This is a genomic window from Streptosporangium canum (assembly GCF_900113865.1).
Lineage (GTDB): Bacteria > Actinomycetota > Actinomycetes > Streptosporangiales > Streptosporangiaceae > Streptosporangium > Streptosporangium canum.
On sequence record NZ_FOQY01000053.1, the window covers coordinates 24226 to 42635 of the forward strand.

General features: G+C 69.8%; 16 protein-coding genes and 1 tRNA gene. 14 read left to right on the forward strand and 3 right to left on the reverse strand.

Going from position 1 to position 18410, the window contains the following annotated elements:
- Positions 1-168 precede the first annotated feature (168 nt).
- Entirely contained in the window at positions 169-354 is a 186-nt protein-coding gene (locus tag BM085_RS40220; protein WP_012895568.1) for a DUF5703 family protein, read from the reverse strand.
- Between the two features lie 158 nt (positions 355-512).
- Here BM085_RS40220 and topA point away from each other — a divergent pair, with 158 nt between their 5' ends.
- From topA to BM085_RS40265, 9 genes are all read left to right on the forward strand, one after another.
- Positions 513-3164 carry a type I DNA topoisomerase gene (gene topA, locus BM085_RS40225; RefSeq protein WP_093892011.1) on the forward strand — a complete coding sequence of 884 codons (2652 nt, stop codon included), beginning with the start codon at positions 513-515 and terminating at the stop codon, positions 3162-3164.
- Between the two features lie 133 nt (positions 3165-3297).
- Positions 3298-4779 (forward strand): metallophosphoesterase, encoded by a 1482-nt coding sequence (locus tag BM085_RS40230; protein WP_093892025.1) that lies wholly within the window; start codon positions 3298-3300, stop codon positions 4777-4779.
- Positions 4780-4950: 171 nt separating this feature from the next.
- Positions 4951-7017: a dTMP kinase gene (tmk, locus tag BM085_RS40235; protein ID WP_093892012.1), complete on the forward strand. Its 2067-nt coding sequence runs from the start codon at positions 4951-4953 to the stop codon at positions 7015-7017.
- Positions 7018-7038: 21 nt separating this feature from the next.
- The gene (locus tag BM085_RS40240) at positions 7039-8220 is read left to right on the forward strand and encodes a DNA polymerase III subunit delta' (protein ID WP_093892013.1); all 1182 of its coding nucleotides are present in this window, start codon (positions 7039-7041) and stop codon (positions 8218-8220) included.
- 531 nt (positions 8221-8751) lie between these two features.
- Positions 8752-9441, forward strand: a complete 690-nt coding sequence (locus BM085_RS40245; RefSeq protein ID WP_143121303.1) for a hypothetical protein — start codon at positions 8752-8754, stop codon at positions 9439-9441.
- Positions 9438-10592 (forward strand): glycosyltransferase family 4 protein, encoded by a 1155-nt coding sequence (locus BM085_RS40250; protein ID WP_093892015.1) that lies wholly within the window; start codon positions 9438-9440, stop codon positions 10590-10592. Before BM085_RS40245 ends, BM085_RS40250 begins: the two co-directional genes overlap by 4 nt.
- A 266-nt stretch (positions 10593-10858) precedes the next feature.
- On the forward strand, positions 10859-11374 hold the full coding sequence (locus BM085_RS40255; protein ID WP_245789978.1) for a SigE family RNA polymerase sigma factor: 516 nt from the start codon (positions 10859-10861) through the stop codon (positions 11372-11374).
- Positions 11371-11940, forward strand: coding sequence for a permease-like cell division protein FtsX (locus BM085_RS40260; RefSeq protein ID WP_093892016.1), 570 nt, complete (start codon positions 11371-11373; stop codon positions 11938-11940). Before BM085_RS40255 ends, BM085_RS40260 begins: the two co-directional genes overlap by 4 nt.
- 224 nt (positions 11941-12164) lie before the next feature.
- Positions 12165-13016 (forward strand): PSP1 domain-containing protein, encoded by an 852-nt coding sequence (locus tag BM085_RS40265; protein ID WP_093892027.1) that lies wholly within the window; start codon positions 12165-12167, stop codon positions 13014-13016.
- A gap of 149 nt (positions 13017-13165) precedes the next feature.
- Here the strand turns inward: BM085_RS40265 and BM085_RS40270 are convergent, their stop codons facing one another.
- Positions 13166-14059 carry an alpha/beta fold hydrolase gene (locus tag BM085_RS40270; RefSeq protein WP_093892017.1) on the reverse strand — a complete coding sequence of 298 codons (894 nt, stop codon included), beginning with the start codon at positions 14057-14059 and terminating at the stop codon, positions 13166-13168.
- A 582-nt stretch (positions 14060-14641) separates the two neighbouring features.
- Here BM085_RS40270 and BM085_RS40280 point away from each other — a divergent pair.
- The 3 genes from BM085_RS40280 to BM085_RS40290 all read left to right on the forward strand — a co-directional run bounded on the left by BM085_RS40280 (position 14642) and on the right by BM085_RS40290 (position 16806).
- A complete protein-coding gene (locus BM085_RS40280; RefSeq protein WP_093892019.1) occupies positions 14642-16099 on the forward strand; it encodes an alpha/beta hydrolase in 1458 nt (485 codons plus the stop codon).
- Between the two features lie 67 nt (positions 16100-16166).
- Positions 16167-16243: transfer RNA gene (locus tag BM085_RS40285), tRNA-Thr, on the forward strand.
- 152 nt (positions 16244-16395) lie between these two features.
- On the forward strand, positions 16396-16806 hold the full coding sequence (locus BM085_RS40290) for a hypothetical protein (protein WP_093892020.1): 411 nt from the start codon (positions 16396-16398) through the stop codon (positions 16804-16806).
- Positions 16807-16874: 68 nt separating this feature from the next.
- On the opposite strand, the gene BM085_RS47100 is transcribed toward BM085_RS40290, so the two are convergent.
- Positions 16875-17324, reverse strand: coding sequence for a tyrosine-type recombinase/integrase (locus tag BM085_RS47100; RefSeq protein ID WP_093892021.1), 450 nt, complete (start codon positions 17322-17324; stop codon positions 16875-16877).
- 49 nt (positions 17325-17373) lie between these two features.
- Between BM085_RS47100 and BM085_RS40300 the strand changes: the two genes are divergently transcribed.
- Positions 17374-17811 carry a hypothetical protein gene (locus BM085_RS40300; RefSeq protein WP_245789980.1) on the forward strand — a complete coding sequence of 146 codons (438 nt, stop codon included), beginning with the start codon at positions 17374-17376 and terminating at the stop codon, positions 17809-17811.
- Between the two features lie 317 nt (positions 17812-18128).
- Positions 18129-18410 (forward strand): GNAT family N-acetyltransferase (locus BM085_RS44000; protein WP_143121304.1); only part of this gene is annotated, 282 nt, incomplete at its 3' end.

Below are 18410 nucleotides of genomic sequence, written 5' to 3' on the forward strand. Positions count from 1 at the left end.
CATAGACGCTTCGCCTGTGGCGAGGGATGGTGTCGCGGCCCAGGGCCGTGTTCTCCCTCGTCCTGCGAGGCAGAGAAGCTTTGCCCGTTCCGGGGGCGCGGCCCGGGACGGGCAAAGCCATGTCCGGGCACAGCGGCTGTGACCGGTGTCACGGAGCCCTGCACAGAGTCACATCGTCCTGGTCACACGTATGATCTTGCGACGCAGCCGGACGTCCCGGCGGCCGTCGGGATACAGTCGCAGGCGGTCGAGTTCCCAGTCGCCGTATTCTGCGTGTTCGGTCAGAATCTGCCGGGCGGCGTCCCTGGAGGTGCCACGCGGAAGATGGAGAACCAAGTAGGAGTAGTCGAGCACAGCGATTAGTCTCCGAGGGTGGGCTGGGGGACGTCGGCACTCATAGGGCTTTATTGTGCGTCCTTGCGGCTTTCCTTGGGAGTGTGCCCGATCCAGATCGGGTAACCCGAGGGGAAGAAAACGGGGAAACCAATGCGAACAGCGAGGTAGGAAGCAGCGTGCCAGCCAAGAACGGCAACGCCGGCGGAACCCGCCTGGTGATCGTCGAGTCGCCTTCCAAGGCGAAGACCATCGCTGGGTACCTCGGCCGCGGCTACGTCGTGGAGTCCAGCATCGGGCATATTCGCGATCTCCCCGAGAAGGCCGACGACATCCCCGAGAAGTTCAAGGGTGAGTCGTGGGCCCGCCTGGGCGTCAACGTGGATAGCGAGTTCGAGCCGCTCTATGTCGTCAACCACGACAAGAAGGCGCAGGTGAGCAAGCTCAAGCAGCTGCTCAAGGACGCCGACGAGCTCTACCTCGCCACTGACGAGGACCGGGAGGGCGAGGCGATCGCCTGGCACCTGCGCGAGGTGCTCAACCCCAAGGTGCCGGTTCACCGCATGGTGTTCCACGAGATCACCCCGCGGGCGATCCAGGAGGCGGTGGCCAACCCGCGTGCCCTGAACCTGCGGCTGGTCGACGCCCAGGAGACCCGGCGCATCCTCGACCGCCTCTACGGCTACGAGGTCAGCCCGGTCCTGTGGAAGAAGGTCAAGCCCCGCCTGTCCGCCGGTCGCGTGCAGTCCGTGGCGACCCGGCTGGTCGTGGAGCGCGAGCGCGAGCGCCTGGCGTTCACCAGCGCGAGTTACTGGGACCTGCAGGCGCTGTTCGACACCGGTCGCGACGAGGCGCCGCGCGAGTTCACCGCCACGCTGACCGGCGTGGGCGGCAAGCGCGTCGCCCAGGGGCGTGACTTCGCGAGCAACGGCAGGCTCAAGAGCGCCGACGTGGTCCACTTGGACGAGCAGGCCGCGCGGGCCCTGGCCGGGCGGCTGAGCGGCACGGCCTACAAGGTCAACTCGGTCGAGCGCAAGCCGTACACCCGCAAGCCGTACGCGCCGTTCCGGACGACCACGCTGCAGCAGGAGGCCAGCCGGAAGCTGGGCTTCTCCGCGAAGTCGACCATGCAGGTCGCCCAGCGCCTGTACGAGAACGGCTTCATCACCTACATGCGTACCGACAGCATCACGCTGTCGGAGACCGCCGTCGCCGCCGCGCGCAGCCAGGCCATCAAGCTGTACGGCGCGGCGTACGTGCCCGACAAGCCGCGCGCCTACGCCAGCAAGGTGAAGAACGCGCAGGAGGCGCACGAGGCGATCCGCCCCTCGGGTGAGGAGTTCCGCACGCCGGGCGAGACCGGGCTGAGCGGCGACATGTTCCGGCTGTACGAGCTGATCTGGCAGCGGACCGTCGCCTCGCAGATGAAGGACGCGGTCGGGGAGTCGGTCACCGTCAAGGTGGGCGGCGTCTCCAGCTCCGGCGAGCAGGTCGAGTTCGGCGCGACCGGCCGGACCATCACCTTCCACGGCTTCCTCAAGGCTTACGTCGAGGGTGCGGACGACCCGGCCACCGACCGTGACGACTCCGAGAAGCGCCTGCCGAACCTGGACGAGGGCGACCGTCTCACCGCGGCCGAGCTCAATGTGCTGTCGCACGCCACCAAGCCGCCCGCGCGCTATACCGAGGCCTCGCTCATCAAGGAGCTGGAGGACCGGGAGATCGGCCGTCCCTCGACCTACGCGTCGATCATCGGAACGATCCTGGACCGCGGTTACGTGTTCAAGAAGGGCACGGCCCTGGTGCCGTCCTTCCTGGCGTTCGCGGTGGTCAACCTGCTGGAGCAGCACTTCGGCCACCTCGTCGACTACGACTTCACGGCCGACATGGAGAAGGTCCTCGACGACATCGCCAACGACCGGGCGGAGCGGGTGCCCGAGCTGCGCCGCTTCTACTTCGGCGAGGAGGGCGACGAGGGCCTGAAGGAGATGGTGACCGATCTCGGTGAGATCGACGCCAAGGAGATCAGCTCCTTCTCGATCCGGGGCACCGACATCATGATCCGGGTGGGCCGTTACGGCCCCTACCTGGACCGTGAGGGCGCCCGGGTGAACGTGCCCGAGGACCTGGCGCCCGACGAGCTCACGGCCGAGCGGGCCGAGGAGCTGTTCTCGCGCCCCACGGGCGACCGGGAGCTGGGCAGGGACCCGGTCACCGGTCACATGATCGTGGCCAAGGACGGCCGTTACGGCCCCTACGTGACCGAGATCCTCCCCGAGGAGCCGCCGCCGGCCGAGGGGAAGAAGAAGACGAAGAAGGCCGACGCGCCCAAGCCGCGCACGGGGTCGCTGCTGAAGTCGATGTCCCTGGACACCGTCACCGTCGAGGACGCGCTGAAGCTGCTGTCACTGCCCAGGAAGCTCGGCGAGATCGACGGCCAGGAGGTCACGGCGCAGAACGGCAAGTTCGGTCCCTACATCAAGAAGGGCACCGACTCGCGCTCGCTGGCGTCGGAGGAGGAGATGTTCACCGTCACGCTGGAGCAGGCCAAGGAGCTGTTCGCGCAGCCCAAGGCCCGGGGCAGGCGTGCCGCCGCCGCGCCTCCGCTGCGTGAGCTCGGCGAGGATCCCGTCTCCAAGAAGCCGATCGTGGTCAAGGAGGGCCGCTTCGGCCCGTACGTGACCGACGGCGAGACCAACGCCTCCCTGCGCAAGGGCGACGAGGTCGAGCAGATCACCACCGAGCGCGCCGCCGAGCTCCTCGCCGACCGCCGCGCCCGCGGCCCGGCGCCCAAGCGGCCCACCCGCCCGAAGGCGAAGGCGAAGGCCTGAGGGCGCTGAGGGCCTCCTGAGTCGCTGAGAGCCTCCTCAGGGACCGGCAGGTCCGGGGGAACGCATCCGCCGTCCCGGGCGTTCTTCGGAACGCGCCGGGTACGGCGGGCGGGCCGGCGTGGGAGAGGTGGCGGTGACGGTCGTGGGTTTCGTGTCGCTGATCGTGGGGGTCGTGGCGCTGGTCCACTACTACCTCTGGCGCCGCCTGATCCGTGCCACCACGGCCAGGGGCCGGACCCGCCGGGTGCTGACCTGGATCCTGGCCGGTCTCGCCGTGCTCGTCCCGGTGACGCTCGTCGGCTCCCGGAGCGAGTGGGGGCACTTCCTGGCCTGGCCGGGGTTCTTCTGGATCGCGGTGATGTTCTACCTGACGGTCTTCCTGGTGCTGCTGGAGATCCCGCGCGCGCTGGCCCTGCTGGTGCTGAGCCGTTCCGGCCGTCGTCGCGCCGACGCCCGCCTGTCCCGGAGGACGGCCGGCCGCCGCCGGGCACACGCCGTCCCGGGCGCCGGGCCGGTGCCTCCGCTCCCCGCACCCGGCCGGGCCGCCCTGCCGTCCGAATCCGGAGCGGCCCCGCTCTCCGAGCCACCCTTGATCGCCTCGCCGTTCGAGCCCGCGCCGGTGCCCGGCGACGCCGCTTCCGGGGACGCCCCCTCCCGGGGCGCCACCCGGCTGTCCGTCGAGGATCCGCCCGCCGCCCTCACCCCTCCGGCGCCGGCGGCGACCGGTCCCGGGGATGGAGCCGGCAGCCCGGCCGGAGCCGGACCGGAGACGATCGGCCGCAGGCTCTTCATCGCCCGCACGGCCGCCGCCGTCGCCGGGGTGGGGGCGCTGGCCACGGTCGGCAACGGCGTCAGGACCGCCCTCGGCGACCCGGTGATCGAGTCGGTCCGGGTCGCGCTGCCCAAGCTGGATCCGCGTCTCAGCGGCCTGCGGCTCGCCGTCGTCAGCGACATCCACCTCGGCCCGCTCACCGGTACGGCGCACGCCGAGCGCATCGTCCGCATGGTCAACTCGCTGGAGGCCGACGTGGTCGCCATCGTCGGCGACCTGGTCGACGGCACGGTGGCCCAGCTCGGCACGGTGGCCAGGCCGTTGAGGAGTCTCGAATCCCGCTACGGCACCTACTTCGTCACCGGCAACCACGAGTACTACACCGCCAACGGTCCCGGGGAGTGGATCGAGGAGCTCCGCCACCTCGGTGTCCGCCCGCTCCAGAACGAGCGCGTCGAGATCGCCCACGGGGGCGCCGTGCTGGACCTCGCGGGGGTCAACGACGTCGCGGGCGACCCCGCGGGCGACGGCCCCGACTTCGAGCGGGCACTTGGCGGCCGCGACCGCTCCCGGTCCACGGTCCTCCTCGCCCACCAGCCGGTCCAGGCGTACCAGGCCGCCGCGCACGGCGTCGACCTGCAGCTCTCCGGCCACACCCACGGCGGCCAGATGGTCCCCTTCAACCTGGTCGTCCCGCTGCAGCAGCCGGTCGTCTCCGGTCTCGGCGAGGTGGACGGCACCCGGGTCTACGTCACCCGGGGCGCCGGTTTCTGGGGGCCGCCCGTCCGGGTCGGGGCTCCCCCCGAGATCACCCTTCTGGAGCTTCGCGGCGAGAGGCCGTAGAAGACGCGGGCGACGGGGACCTCTTCTCGCGGGTGCCGCCCGCCGGGGATTTTCGCGGGTGCCGCCTGCGCAGGACAGGCCGCACGTATTACCCTCATGCGATGAGCGCCGGGCATATCCGTCGGGCTCATGTTTTCCCCAGCCCAGCGAGCACCTGGATACGCTGACACCATGACCACCCCTGGCCGGAACACCGCGCGCCGCAAGCCTCCCAACGTGCTGGCCAACGCTCCGTTCCGCAAGCTGTGGACGGCCATGTCGCTGTGCAGCCTCGGAGACTGGCTGAACATCATCGCGTTGACCGCGCTTGCCGGAAACCTCACCAGCGGAGCCGGATACAAGGCTCAGAGCCTGGCCATCGGCGGCGTCTTCGTCGCGAAGATGCTCCCGGCCATCCTGCTGGGCCCTCTCGCGGGCGCGTTCGCCGACCGGTTCGACCGCCGGCTGACCATGTTCTTCTCCGACCTGCTGCGCTTCGCGCTGGTCCTGTCGATCCCGCTGATCGGCAGCTACCAGTGGGTGATCATCGCCACATTCCTGGTCGAGTGCGTCAACCTCTTCTGGGTCCCCGCCAAGGACGCCACAGTGCCGAACCTGGTGCCCAAGGAGCGGCTGGAGGAGGCCAACCAGCTCAACCTCCTGGTCACGTACGGCACCGCCCCGGTCGCCGCGCTCCTGTTCGCCGTGCTGTCGATGGCCGACGACGCCCTGGGCAGGTTCGTCCCGTACTTCGCCGACCGTGACACCTACCTGGCGCTGTTCATCAACGCCATCGCGTACCTGGTGTCGGCCTTCATCATCTTCACGCTCAAGGACATCTCGAAGCCCGGCGCGACGGCCACCGCGATCTCCACGCCGTCGGTGCTGCGGCAGATCGTCGACGGCTGGCGCTTCGTCGGCGGCAACCGGCTGATCCGGGGCCTGGTCATCGGCATGCTCGGCGCGTTCGCCGCCGGCGGCACGGTGGTCGGGGTGGCCAAGATCTACGTGGTGGCGTTGCAGGGCGGCGACGCGGCCTACGGCGTGGTGTTCGGCGCGGTCTTCGTCGGCATGGCCTCCGGCATGTTCTTCGGGCCCAGGCTGCTGCGGGAGCTGTCCCGGCGGCGGTTGTTCGGGCTGTCGATCGTCGTGGCCGGGGTGGTGCTCGCCGCGATCGCGCTCATCCACAACCTGGTGATCGTCGCCCTGCTCACCGTGGCGCTGGGGGCGTGCGCCGGGATCGCCTGGATCATCGGCTACACCATGATCGGGCTGGAGGTGGAGGACAGCCTGCGCGGCCGTACGTTCTCCTTCCTGCAGTCGCTCGCCCGGGTCACCCTGCTGCTGGTGGTCGCGGTCGCGCCGGCGCTGGCGGGCCTGTTCGGCAGGCACGAGGTCAGGCTCGGCGGGGAGACGGTCTACCGGTTCGACGGCTCCAACCTGGTGCTGCTGATCGGCGCGCTGCTCGCGGTGATCGTCGGTCTCCTCGCGCTGCGGCACATGGACGACCGCAAAGGCGTGTCGATCGTCTCCGACCTGGTCGCGGCGGTGCGCGGCGAGCGGTTCGCGCCCGAGGAGGCCGAGCAGCCGCGCGGGATGTTCATCGCGTTCGAGGGCGGTGAGGGCTCGGGCAAGACCACGCAGTCCAGGTTGCTCGCGATCTGGCTCCGGGACCAGGGCTTCGACGTCGTGCAGACCCGGGAGCCGGGCTCGACCAAGGTGGGCATGCGGCTGCGCGCCATCCTGCTGGACGCCGTCCACCAGGGGCTGTCGGCGCGGTCGGAGGCGCTGCTGTACGCGGCCGACCGGGCCGAGCATGTGGAGAAGGTCATCCGCCCGGCGCTCTACCGGGGGTCGATGGTGATCTCCGACCGTTACGTGGACTCCTCGCTCGCCTACCAGGGGGCCGGCCGGGCCCTGGAGCCCGGCGACGTGGCCAGGATCAACACCTGGGCCACCGGCGGGCTGGTCCCGGACCTGACCGTGCTCATCGACACCCCGCCGTCGGTCGGCCTGACCCGGCTGGGCGGGGCCGCCGACCGGATCGAGTCCGAGCCGCTGGAGTTCCACGAGCGGGTGCGCCGCGAGTTCCGCTCGCTGGCCGCCGCGGCCCCGGAACGCTACCTGGTCGTCGACGGGACCCTCGCCCAGGACCAGATCTCCCTGCTCATCCATGACCGGGTCCGCGAGGTGCTGCCCGACCCGGTGCCGCAGGAGTCGGAGGACGCCACCGGGACCATCCCCGTCATCCGCGACTGACACCGGCGGTAGGTTGAGGGCGTGGGAGTCTTCGATGACCTTGTGGGGCAGGAGCGGGCGGCGGTGGCGCTCCGCCGGGCCGCCGACGGGGCCGCCGAGATGCTGGCCGGAGGCTCCGGCACGGGGATGACCCACGCCTGGCTGTTCACCGGGCCGCCCGGGTCCGGCCGGGAGGCGGCGGCACGGGCGTTCGCCGCCGCGCTGTTCTGCCCCGACCAGGGGTGCGGCCACTGCGACATGTGCCATCAGGTGGCGATCGGCTCCCACCCGGACCTGGAGGTCGTCCGCACCGAGGGTCTCTCCTACGGCATCAAGGAGACCCGTCAGCTCATCCTCCGGGCGGCCGGGGCACCGACGCTGGGACGCTGGAGGGTCGTCCTGTTCGAGGGCGCCGACCGGATGCCGGAGCGCGCCTCCAACGCGCTGCTGAAGGCGATCGAGGAGCCGCCGCCCAAGACGGTCTGGCTGCTCTGCACGCCGTCGCCCGCGGACCTGGTCATCACCATCCGGTCGCGCTGCCGGGTGGTCACCCTGGTCACTCCGCCCACGGCGGCGGTCGCCCACGCGCTGGTGACCCGCGACAACATCCCGCCGGACATGGCGGAGTTCGTCGCGCGGGCCACCCAGGGCCATCTGGAGCGGGCCCGGCGGCTGGCCCTGGACCCGGAGATGCGCGCACGCCGCGAGGCGGTGCTCTCCATCCCCCGGTCGCTCACCGGGGTCGGGGAGTGCGTCATCGCCGCGGAGCGGCTGGTGGACACCGCCAAGAAGGAGGCCGACGCGGTCTCCTCGGCGCTGGACGAGGGGGAGACCAACGAGCTCCGCAAGATCTACGGCGAGGGCTCCTCGGGGAAGGGGCTGAACAAGGGCCTGATCCGGGGCGGGGCAGGGGCGATCAAGGATCTGGAGAAACTCCAGAAGTCCCGGGCCACCCGGACCCAGCGTGACGTCATCGACGCGGCGCTGCTCGACCTGGTGGCGTTCTACCGCGACGTGCTGGCCATGCAGTTCGGCGCGCCCGTGGAGCTGGCCAACGAGGACCGCCGGGCCGACCTGGAGAGCCTGACCCGTTCCTCCACTCCGGAGGACACGCTGCGCAGGATCGACGCGATCATGCGCTGCCGCGAGCGGCTGGCCGCCAACGTCAATCCGCAGATGGCCGTCGAGGCGATGACCATCTCGCTGCACCGGCCCCAGCTCTGACCTGACCGGCGGTCCGGTCGGCGTTCCCGGGCAGCCTGGATGTGGTTTCCGCGTCTCCTGGTCATGCGGGCCGAGACCATCTGGTCATGCGGGCCTGGAACATCGCATCCGGGGAGACCGGAGCCCGCTGAGACGGCCGGTCCGTCGACGGGGACGCCCCGGGTGGGGCAGCTCATCGTCCGGCGGAGGCGGAGTCCGGGGTGATCGGCTCGGGCTGTCACCGGGCGCTCACCGGTTCCCCGGAGGCCGGTGACGCGCGGGAATCTGCTGGCGAGGTGATGAGGGCTGTCATGTCCCAGCGGCCCTCATCCGCCTTTTTCTCCGTGAATGGAACCAATCGCGGCTAATGCCACTCAAAGGATGAGTGTGGATCGTTAGAATTCCCAGCGAATTTCCATGCATTCGTTATAAATCTATCGGACAGTGTCCTGCTTTACGGGGATGAGCAGGAAGACCGGGGGACTTTTGAGGAGCATCGAAGCACGTCAAGAGGTGACGGCGCCGGGGGTCAGGCGAGCTGTCACCAGCCGGGTGGACAACCACGACGTGCTGAGGATCGAGTGGCCGGAGCCGGTGGACGGGGAGATCGTCCTACGGCACGTGGAGACAGGAGAGGAACGCGGGGGCACCGACCTCGCCGGGCTGCGGCCGGGCGTCTGGACGGTGTCGCACCGGGACGAGCCCCTCGCCACCGACGATCCGGGATTCTCGCTGGACGGGCTGCTCGCCTACGCCGAGACGCCCCGCGACCGGGAGATCCGGGCGTTCCGGACCTCCCTCGGCACTCTCGCCCTGACCGTCCGCGACGTCGAACCGTACGTCGAGGTGACCGCCCTCGTCTCCGACGACGGCGTGATCGAGATCAACGGCGTGATCGCGTACGGCGAGCCGATCGAGGGCTCGGCCAGTCTCGTGGCCGTGGCCAGGAAGGGCCCGGAGCCGGTGAGCGGTCCGGCGCTCTTCCGGGGGCGCCGGTTCGAAGGTGTTCTCCAGATCGAGCCGATGGCCCGGACGCAGACGCGGCGGCGGGCCTTCTGGGACCTCCACGCCGAGGTCGCCGGGGTACGGCTGCCGCTGGCGGCCCGCCTAGACGACATCACCGACAAGAAGACCAAAGTACGTTTCCCCGCCCAGCGCGTGGGACAGGTGAGGGTCCGGCCGTACTACACCGACACCGACAGCCTCGCCGTCGCGCTCACCGTCGAGGAGGAGACCTCATGAAGATCTCCTTCCTGATCCTCAACGCCTACGGCATGGGGGGGACGATCCGGGCCACCTTCGACCTCGCCACCGAGATGTCCGAGCGGCACGACGTCGAGGTGATCAGCGTCTTCCAGCACACCGACCTGCCCTTCCTGCCGCTGGGATCCAAGGTCAGGCTGCGGTCGCTGGTGGACCTGCGGGAGGGGGCCAGGGTCCGCTGGCCGTACACGAAGAAGGCCGAGCGGCTGGGCGAGCAGCCGAGCGCGCTGATCCACCCCGAGGAGCGCGCCTACGCCTCCTTCAGCGCGTGGAGCGACGACGTGCTCAGGCGCGAGCTGCGGCGGCTCCGCACCGACGTGCTGATCACCACCCGCGCCGGGCTGAACATCATGGCCGCCCGGTTCGCCCGCAGGCGGATCGTCACGATCGCCCAGGAGCACCTGCACTTCGAGGCCCACCAGCCCGGCATCTTCGAGGAGATCCGGCAGTGGTACCCGAAGCTGGACGCGATCGTCACCCTCACCGAGGCCGACGAGCAGGATTACCGGACCATGCTCGACGGGGCGCGGACGCGGGTCTACACCATCGGCAACGGGCTGGCCGGAGGGCCGCGTCCCCGCTCCAGGCAGGAGAACCGGATCGTGCTGGCCGCCGGGCGGCTGGTGCCGGTCAAGGGGTACGACCGGCTGCTGAAGGCGTTCGCCCAGGTGGTCCGGGAGCGCCCGGACTGGAAGCTGCGGATCTACGGCGAGGGCCGGATCAGCGACAAGCTGGTCAAACTGGCCGTGAAGCTGCGCCTGCACAACAACGTCACGTTCATGGGCCCGACCGGCGACATCGAGGGCGAGCTGGCCAAGGCCTCCATCCACGCGGTCAGCTCCCGGTTCGAGGGCTTCGGCATGACCATCATCGAGGCGTTCGCGTGCGGGGTGCCGGTGGTCAGCTTCGACTGTCCCCGAGGGCCTCGCGAGATCATCACCTCCGGCCATGACGGGGTGCTGGTCCCGCCCGACGACGTGGACGCCCTGGCCGGGGGGCTGCTCAAGATGATCGACGACGAGGAGGGCCGTCATCGGATGGCGGCCAACGCCCTGGAGACGGCCGGGCGCTACGACATCTCCATGATCGTGGAACGGTGGGAGAAGTCCTTCGCCGAGCTCGTGCGCTGAGCGGGCCCCATCCGCCGGGCCGGACCGTACGCGCCTGGCCGTACGCCTGGCCGTAGGCCGGACCGTACGCCTGGCCGTCCGCCTCGTCGTAGGCCGGACCGTCCGCCTCGTCGTACGCCGTGCTGTACGGCGAGGCGGACCGCTGCGGTGTCCGGCCGGACGTGGATGAAACTCGTGGGCCGGGTGGAGCAGCGGGCGGCCCGGCCCGGCGTCTCTGTTACGTGACCATGTCATTGTCGGGGACCACCCCAGATCCCGAAATCGAGATGCTCTCCCATGGAGAGCCCCTGGCCAGGGACCGCGTCGACGTCGCGGCGCTGTTCGCCGACCACCACCTCGGGCTGGTGCGGCTGGCGCTGCTCATGGTGGGGGACCAGGCCACGGCCGAGGATGTGGTGCAGGAGGCGTTCACCCGCACGCACGCGGGACGACGCCGCCTGCGCGACCCCGAGCGCGCGCTGGCCTACATCCGCTCGGCCGTGCTCAACGGCTCCCGTTCCGTGCTGCGGCGCCGGGCGGTGGCGTTCCGGCGGGCCGTGCCGTACGAGCCGCCCGTCTGGTCCGCCGAGCACGCCGCACTGCTCGGCGAGGAGCGCCGCGAGGTGCTGGTGGCGCTGCGCGCGCTGCCGAGGCGGCAGCGCGAGGCGCTGACGCTCCGCTACTACCTCGACCTGTCCGACCTGGAGATCGCCGAGACCATGGGGATCGGTGCCGGCACGGCGCGGTCCACCATCGCGCGCGGGCTGGCCGCCCTCGCCCGCAAGCTTGGGGAGGAATCATGAACGCCACCGAGAACCGCCTGCGCGAGGCCCTGGCGGCCGCCGCCGTGACCGCCGTCGACGTCCGCCCGCTGACCGTCCCGTCCCGCCGCCGGTCGCGGGTCCCGATGCTGCTCGTCGCCGCCGCCGTCACGGCCGTCGCCGTCGGAGCCGGGTCCGTGTGGGCGGAGCGGGCGGATCCCCGGACGACCACCGCCGTCCAGGCATCGCCGACGCCAGAGCCCCAGTTGGAGATCTCGGTCTTCCTGTGCAAGAAGAATGACCCGTTCCCGCAGTGCAAGGGCCAGAAAGTCGACAGGACGAAGATCGCCGAGGCGCTGTGGAGCCGGCCGGACGTGGAGTGGATCGGCTTCCAGAACGCGGAGGAGGCGTACAAGCGCTTCAAGGAGCAGAACAAGTCCGACACAACGCTGCTCTCCAAGATCAGGGTCGAGGACATGCCCGAGTCGTTCCGGATCCTTCCGGAGCAGGGGGCCGACTGGAAAAAGATCACTGCGGCCGCCAAGGGGCTGCCCGGCGTCTCCAACGTGGTCGATCAGAGTTGCCTGTTGCGCAAGCAGACATGCTGAAGCAGCGGACCGGCGGGGATGCGCGTTCATAGGGGACGACGGTGAAATCCCGCGGCCGGTGGAGCGGATTTCCCAGCTGCCCGCTCCACCGGCCATCCCCCGATGCCCGGCTCGTCCCGCGCCCCGGGCCGGCCCTGGCCGTAGCCCACAAGGACGGTCTCGGCGCGTAAGGTGGCGTGGTGGGCGCTTAGCCGTACCCCCAGCAGCTTTGGAGCCACATGAGCATGATCATGGCCGTGAGCTTCACCCGTTACGGCCGGCTGTACTACCTCGATCCGGGCGAGCACACCCCCAAGGTCGGCGACAAGGTGCTCGTGCCCACCGACGCGGGGCCGGAGGTGGCCGAGTGCGTGTGGGCGCCGCAGTGGACGAGCGAGGAGGTCGGCGGCCTGCCGCTGTGCGCGGGAATCGCGGATGAGGAGCACCTGGCCCGCGACGAGGGCAACAAGCGGCGGCGCGCGGAGGCGCGCAGCGTCTCCAAACGCCTGATCAAGCGGCACGAGCTGCCCATGAAGGTCGTCGGAGTCGACTATCTCGACTCCGACAACGTCTACACCGTCTACTTCTCGGCGCCCCACCGCGTCGACTTCCGCGCCCTCGTCCGCGACCTGGCCCGCAACCTGCGCGCCCGGGTGGAGCTGCGCCAGATCGGCCCCCGCGACGAGGCCCGCCTGCAGGGCAGCATCGGCCCCTGCGGCCGCGACCTGTGCTGCGCCACCTTCCTCAAGGACTTCGAGCCGGTCTCCGTGCGCATGGCCAAGGACCAGGACCTGCCGGTCAACCCGCTGCGCATCGCGGGGGCGTGCGGGCGGTTGATGTGCTGCCTCAAATACGAGCACCCGCTCTACGTCAACGCGAACAACAAGATGCCCCGCGTCGGCCTCAAGGTCGACACCCCCGAGGGCCCGGGGACCGTCGTGGGGCGCAACGTCCCCTCGGACTCGGTGACGGTCCGGCTGGACGAGGGCGGGCGGCGCTGCGCCTGCCCCTCCGCCTCGGTCTGCTCCCCGCGCAAGCAGCACGACACGATGTACGGCGAGGCGGCGACGGCCGCCGACGCCCCCGGGGAGGAGTAGACGGCGCAGCCGGCGGGCGCGATCCCGATCCTGGTCCTAGTCCTGGTCGTGTGCCGCACGCGGCTCAGTCTGCGGGCACGATCCCGGTCGTGTCTCGCAGCGCGGGGCTCAGCCTGTGGCCGCGGTCCCGGTCGGGTGCCGCAGGTCGCTCAGCGGGCGGATGCCGTTCCGGCCGGGTGCCGCAGCAGCGTACGCAGGATCTCCTCCGCATGGGTCCACAGCAGCGCGCCGCCGGCGTCGGGCACGAGATGGCGGCGCGCGGACGGGATGCGGCCGGCCAGGGTGGCGCCGTGATCGGGGGAGTGGACCGTGCTGGTGTCCTGCCCGCCGTACCAGAGGTCGACCGGCACGGTGATGCCCGCGGGATCGAACGGCCAGCGCCCCATGGCCAGAACGGTGTCCCGGGCGTATCCGGCCGGGCCCTGGGAGAACGCCTCATCCATGGCACGGCGGAAGGCCCGCTCGAACGAGGGCTGCAGGTAGACCTCGCGGTCGAGGCCGGGGCTCCCGGCGATGATCATTTCCCACAGCGCATCGGGGCTGCCGAATCCGGCGAAGGACGCCTCGGCGCGGGCCGGGTCGGCCGCCACGGAGTCGACCAGGAAGCGCACCTCCGGCTCCAGGGCGTCGGCGAACTCCGGCGCGGCCAGCTCGTCCCCGCCGGAGACGATCGCCACCCCCACCGCGACACCCGCCGCCGCGCAGGCGAGGGCGTAGGGCGCCCCCTGGGAGAACCCGACGACCGTCAGGCCCTTCAGGCCGCGCGCCGCGGCGAGGTGGCGGATGTCATCCGCCCAGCCGTCCAGCGTCCGGCCGGGCGCGGGGTCGGAGGCCCCCAGCCCCGGGCGGTCCACCGAGACGAGACGGACCCCGAGAGCGTCGACGACGTCCGTGCCGAACCCCAGCCACCGGCTCGTGGCCGCCCCTGGGCACAGCAGCACCGGGCTGCCGTCCTGCGGCCCCCACTCCGCCCAGCCCAGCAGCCGGCCGTCGGGAAGCCCGCTCGCTCCGAGCCGGACCGGATCTTCAACGTTCACCTGCATGACCGGAATTGTCGCTGGCGGGCGCTGAGAACGCACGCCGTTTTCCGCCGGTGGCGGACCGTCCTGGTGGTTCGCGAGGCTGATCGTGAAATATCTCCGCGTCAGGAACGGAATGCGGCAACGGGCAGGCGAACATGGGAGTACGGGCATGGCGATGATCCGGATCGGTGACACGGAGTTCGGCTGTGACGAGGCCGGCAGCGGGCCGGTGGTCGTCCTGGTGCACGCGGGCTGCGCGGACAGGCGGATGTGGGATCAGAGGTTCCCCGAGTTGTTCCCCGGGTTAGGGGTCCCCGGCCGGGAGGTGTCCCGGGGTCTGTTCGGAGGTGTCCCGGGGGCGGGAGGTCGCGTGGGTTCGGAGGGCCGCCGGCACTTCTCGGAAAGCTCCCGCCACATCCCCGGCGACCTCTCCGGCTCCCCCTCTGCGATCTCTCCGCCCAGGGCGGCGGGGTGGGTGGGATGGCGGGTCGATCGATCAGTCCGCCGTGGATCAGCGGACTCGTCCTCGGTGAGGAATTCGGGGAGGCGGGCGTAGGATTCCCACGAAATGCGACCTGCCGCCGTCCCCCCGAAAGGCACAGCGTGAGATTCCGCCGTACGGTCGCCGCCCTCGCGGCGCTGGTCCTCTCCGCGACGGCCTGCACCGGTGTCGACCGGGCGGAGAGCGCGCTCGACTGGTCGAGCTGCGGTGACGGGTTCGAATGCGCCAAGCTGGGCGTGCCGCTCGACCACGACATGCCCGGCGGCGAGCGGATCCAGATCAGCGTGATCCGGCTCCCCGCCTCGGGAGACCGGATCGGTTCGATCCTCGTCAACCCGGGTGGCCCCGGCGGCTCCGGGATCGAATACGCGCGCAGCGCGCGCTCGGTGCTGAGCGAGGCCGTGCGGGCCCGTTTCGACGTGGTGGGGTTCGACCCGCGCGGGGTCGGCGAGTCCTCGCCCGTCCGCTGCCTGTCGTCGAGCGATCTGGACGCCTATCTCACCCTCGACGGCTCTCCCGACTCGCCCGCCGAGGTCGCCGCGCTGGAGGAGGGCTCGCGGCGGTTCGCCGCCGGATGCCAGTCCCGCTCGGGCAAGCTGCTGCCGCACGTCGGCACGGCCGACGCGGCACGGGACATGGACCTGCTCCGCGCGGCCCTCGGGGACAAGGGGCTCACCTACCTCGGCAAGTCGTACGGCACGCAGCTCGGCGCGGTCTACGCCGACCTCTTCCCCGGCCGTGTCCGCGCCCTCGTCCTGGACGGCGCGGTGGACTCCTCACTCTCCCCGCTGGAGCTGAACGCCACCCAGGCCCACGGCTTCGAGGTCGCTCTCGACGCGTTCCTCGAAGACTGCTTCACCGCCGCGGACTGCCCCTTCGAAGGCCCGGTGAAGCCGGCCCGTGAGGAGCTCGCGGCCCTGCTCGGCAGGACGGACCAGGAGCCCCTGGCCAACAAGAGCGGCGACGGCCGCCGGATCGGCGAGCCGTGGGTCACTCTTGGCCTGATCACCCCCCTCTACGACCGGCAGGCGTGGCCGGTCCTCCGTCAGGCGCTCAACGAGGCGTTGAAGGGTGACGGGACCACGCTCCTGCGTATGGCCGACCTGCTGATCGACCGCCGCGAGGGCGGCACGTACTCCAACCAGACGGAAGCCAACATGGCCGTCAACTGCGTCGACGGTCGCTTCCCCGCCACCTCCGCCGCCTTCGCCGAGGCCGCCCGCGACTCCGTCGGTGACGCGCCGCTGTTCGGCCCCTCTGTCATGTGGTCGTCGCTGCCCTGCGCCTACTGGCCGGCCAAGGCGACGTCCCAGGAGAAGATCGACGCCCCCGGCGCCGCCCCCATCATGGTCGTCGGCACCGAACGCGACCCGGCCACGCCGTACGGGTGGTCCGAGGCCCTTGCCGACCAGCTCTCCTCCGGGGTGCTGGTCGGTTTCGACGGCGACGGGCACACCGCGTACCTGACCGGCTCGGCATGCGTGGACCGCCTGGTCGACGACTACTTGATCAACCTGGCCGTGCCCAAGGACGGAGTTCACTGCCCCAAGATCGGTTGATTCGGGGGCGCAGAAAGCCTCCGGGAGCCTGTAGACTGCCGTAGGCCGTGCGAAACATGCGCGGCACGCCGCCTTAGCTCAGTCGGCCAGAGCACTTCACTCGTAATGAAGGGGTCTGGGGTTCGATTCCCCAAGGCGGCTCCAGGTCAGAGGCCCTCACGAAGATCGTGGGGGCCTTCTGCGTGTCTAAGTGCGTGACTACGGCCAGGGCGGGACCGTCTACATGGCCATGTCGGCGGTAGGTGTATCCAGGCCACGCCTGGCGGTGGATTGTCGTCCTATGCGAGATTGATCTCGTGAATTCCGCAGATCGGCCTTCGTCGTGGTTCAACGCGCTGTCCAAGTCGCAACAGGTGACCGCGATCGTAATGGCGCTGATCGGCTCCATAGGTGGACTGGCCTGCATCTGGGTTGGGCCGTCAATGGATCCCGCACCGTTCTTCCTGATCCTTGCTTACGTACTTCTCAGCTTGATGATCCTCGGCGGCATTCCCCGTGTCCACCTATGGTTCGACGGGCGAGGCTTCCTGCTCTATCTGGGTGTCTTCGCCGTGCTCAAAGGGGCGTCAGGAGAACTTGAGACCCCCGCCATCCGCGTGAGTGTCCTCGTCGTAGGGGTACTGCTGCTGACTTACCTGATCGTCCGCGCCGTACGCATCGAACGGGGGAAGCGGCAGACAGACCATGCCGAGCCGCAACTTCCCTGATAGTCCTACGGCGAGATCTCAACTGGTGTAGAGGCCCTTGCCGTACAGGCGCTGCGGCGTGGTTCCGATCATGATTTGAAGATCCGGTCCATGATTGCGGCTCCCCCTTGGATGACCGGCCGGATCTGCTTCCGGTAGACCAGCTCTGTCACGGCCGTACTGCTGTGCCCGACCAACCGGGAGATCTCCTCCAGGGGAACCCCGTTGTCCGAGAGCAGCGAGACGAAGCTGTGTCGCAGCTCACGCGGCGCCCACTTCCCGGCGTCCAAGCCGGTGTTCCTGACGGCCTGGCGGAAGCCGCGCCGGACGTTGGCAGCATCCAGCCGGGTGCCGACGGTGGAGGCGAAGACCAAGCCGTGATTCTCCCAGTGATTCCCTGCGGCTTCGCGCTCCTTGTCCTGTTGTTCACGCTGCCATCGCAGTGCGTCTACGCAGGAGCGACGCCGGAAGGACACGTCCTGCCCGTCGTCGGCTCCACCGTGAAGGTCAGCGGGGGCAAGGTGGCAGCAGTCGATCATCTGTGGATTGCGGGAGCCGACTCGAATCGGTTCAGGGAATAGTGGGGTGGTGGATCTTTCCCGTGTGGAGCGCCAGCGCCTGGTCGCGGTCACCGCGGCCCTGTTCACCCATGGATCCGATGATCCAAAGCTGGTCGATGTCTGGCTCCATCTGGAGTCGGTGACCGTCATAGTGCGTGTCGCAGCTGATTGGACGCTGCGGATCGCACCGGACGAGCCCCAGGAGAGTTACACGATGCCGGAGCTCGGCAGCCGTGTCGACGTCGTCCCGGCTTCTGAGGAGGTTCCGTTCGTGCGTCACGTCGGTGAACGGCTTGTGCAGGTGATCGAGCGATTCGACGCCGAGGCTTTCAACCAGTGCATGGAGGCGGAGTTCGTCTTCGACACGGGAAGTGTGGTCGCCTGGAGCTTCGGAGGAGATCTTCACCTGGCCAGAGGCGGTCCGTGTCGTCGCGGCCCTGCTCCAGGCGATGGAGATTTCGCATAGTGAGTGCTGACTGAGAGGCCGCGCCGTCGCTTGTGGGGAAGGCCGTACAGCAGTGCGGTACAGCGACACCGTCTTACGCGATCACATCTCACCGCATTGCATCTACCGCCTGACCAGGGCGTGAGTGCTCCGACCTGGCGCTCGCCGTTGACTCGTAATGTAGGGGTCTGGGGTTCGATTCCCCAAGGCGGCTCCAGCTCAGAGGCCCCTCGTGTGATCACGGAGGCTTCTGCGTGTCTAAATGAGTGACTGCGAGTCTCGGCCGGGACTGAAAACCCTTGGTCTTCGGGGTCGATCATGGGACATCATTTCCCCCCATGGCGACACCTTCGGTTCAGATACGGCGAGCTACCCCTGACGACATCGTGATCTTGGCACAGTTGAATCGCTTCGTGCATGATCTCCATGTCGATGCAAGACCGGATACCTTCCATCTGGTCCACGCCGCTGACGAATTGGCGCCGCATTTTGCCGCGTTCCTGGCGCGGGAAGGGGCCATGGCTTACATCGCGGAGTCATCGGAGAACGGCCCAGTTGGGTACATCACGGCGGCCATCCAGAACCGCTCTGCCGATGCCCTCATGCATCCGCAAAGGTTC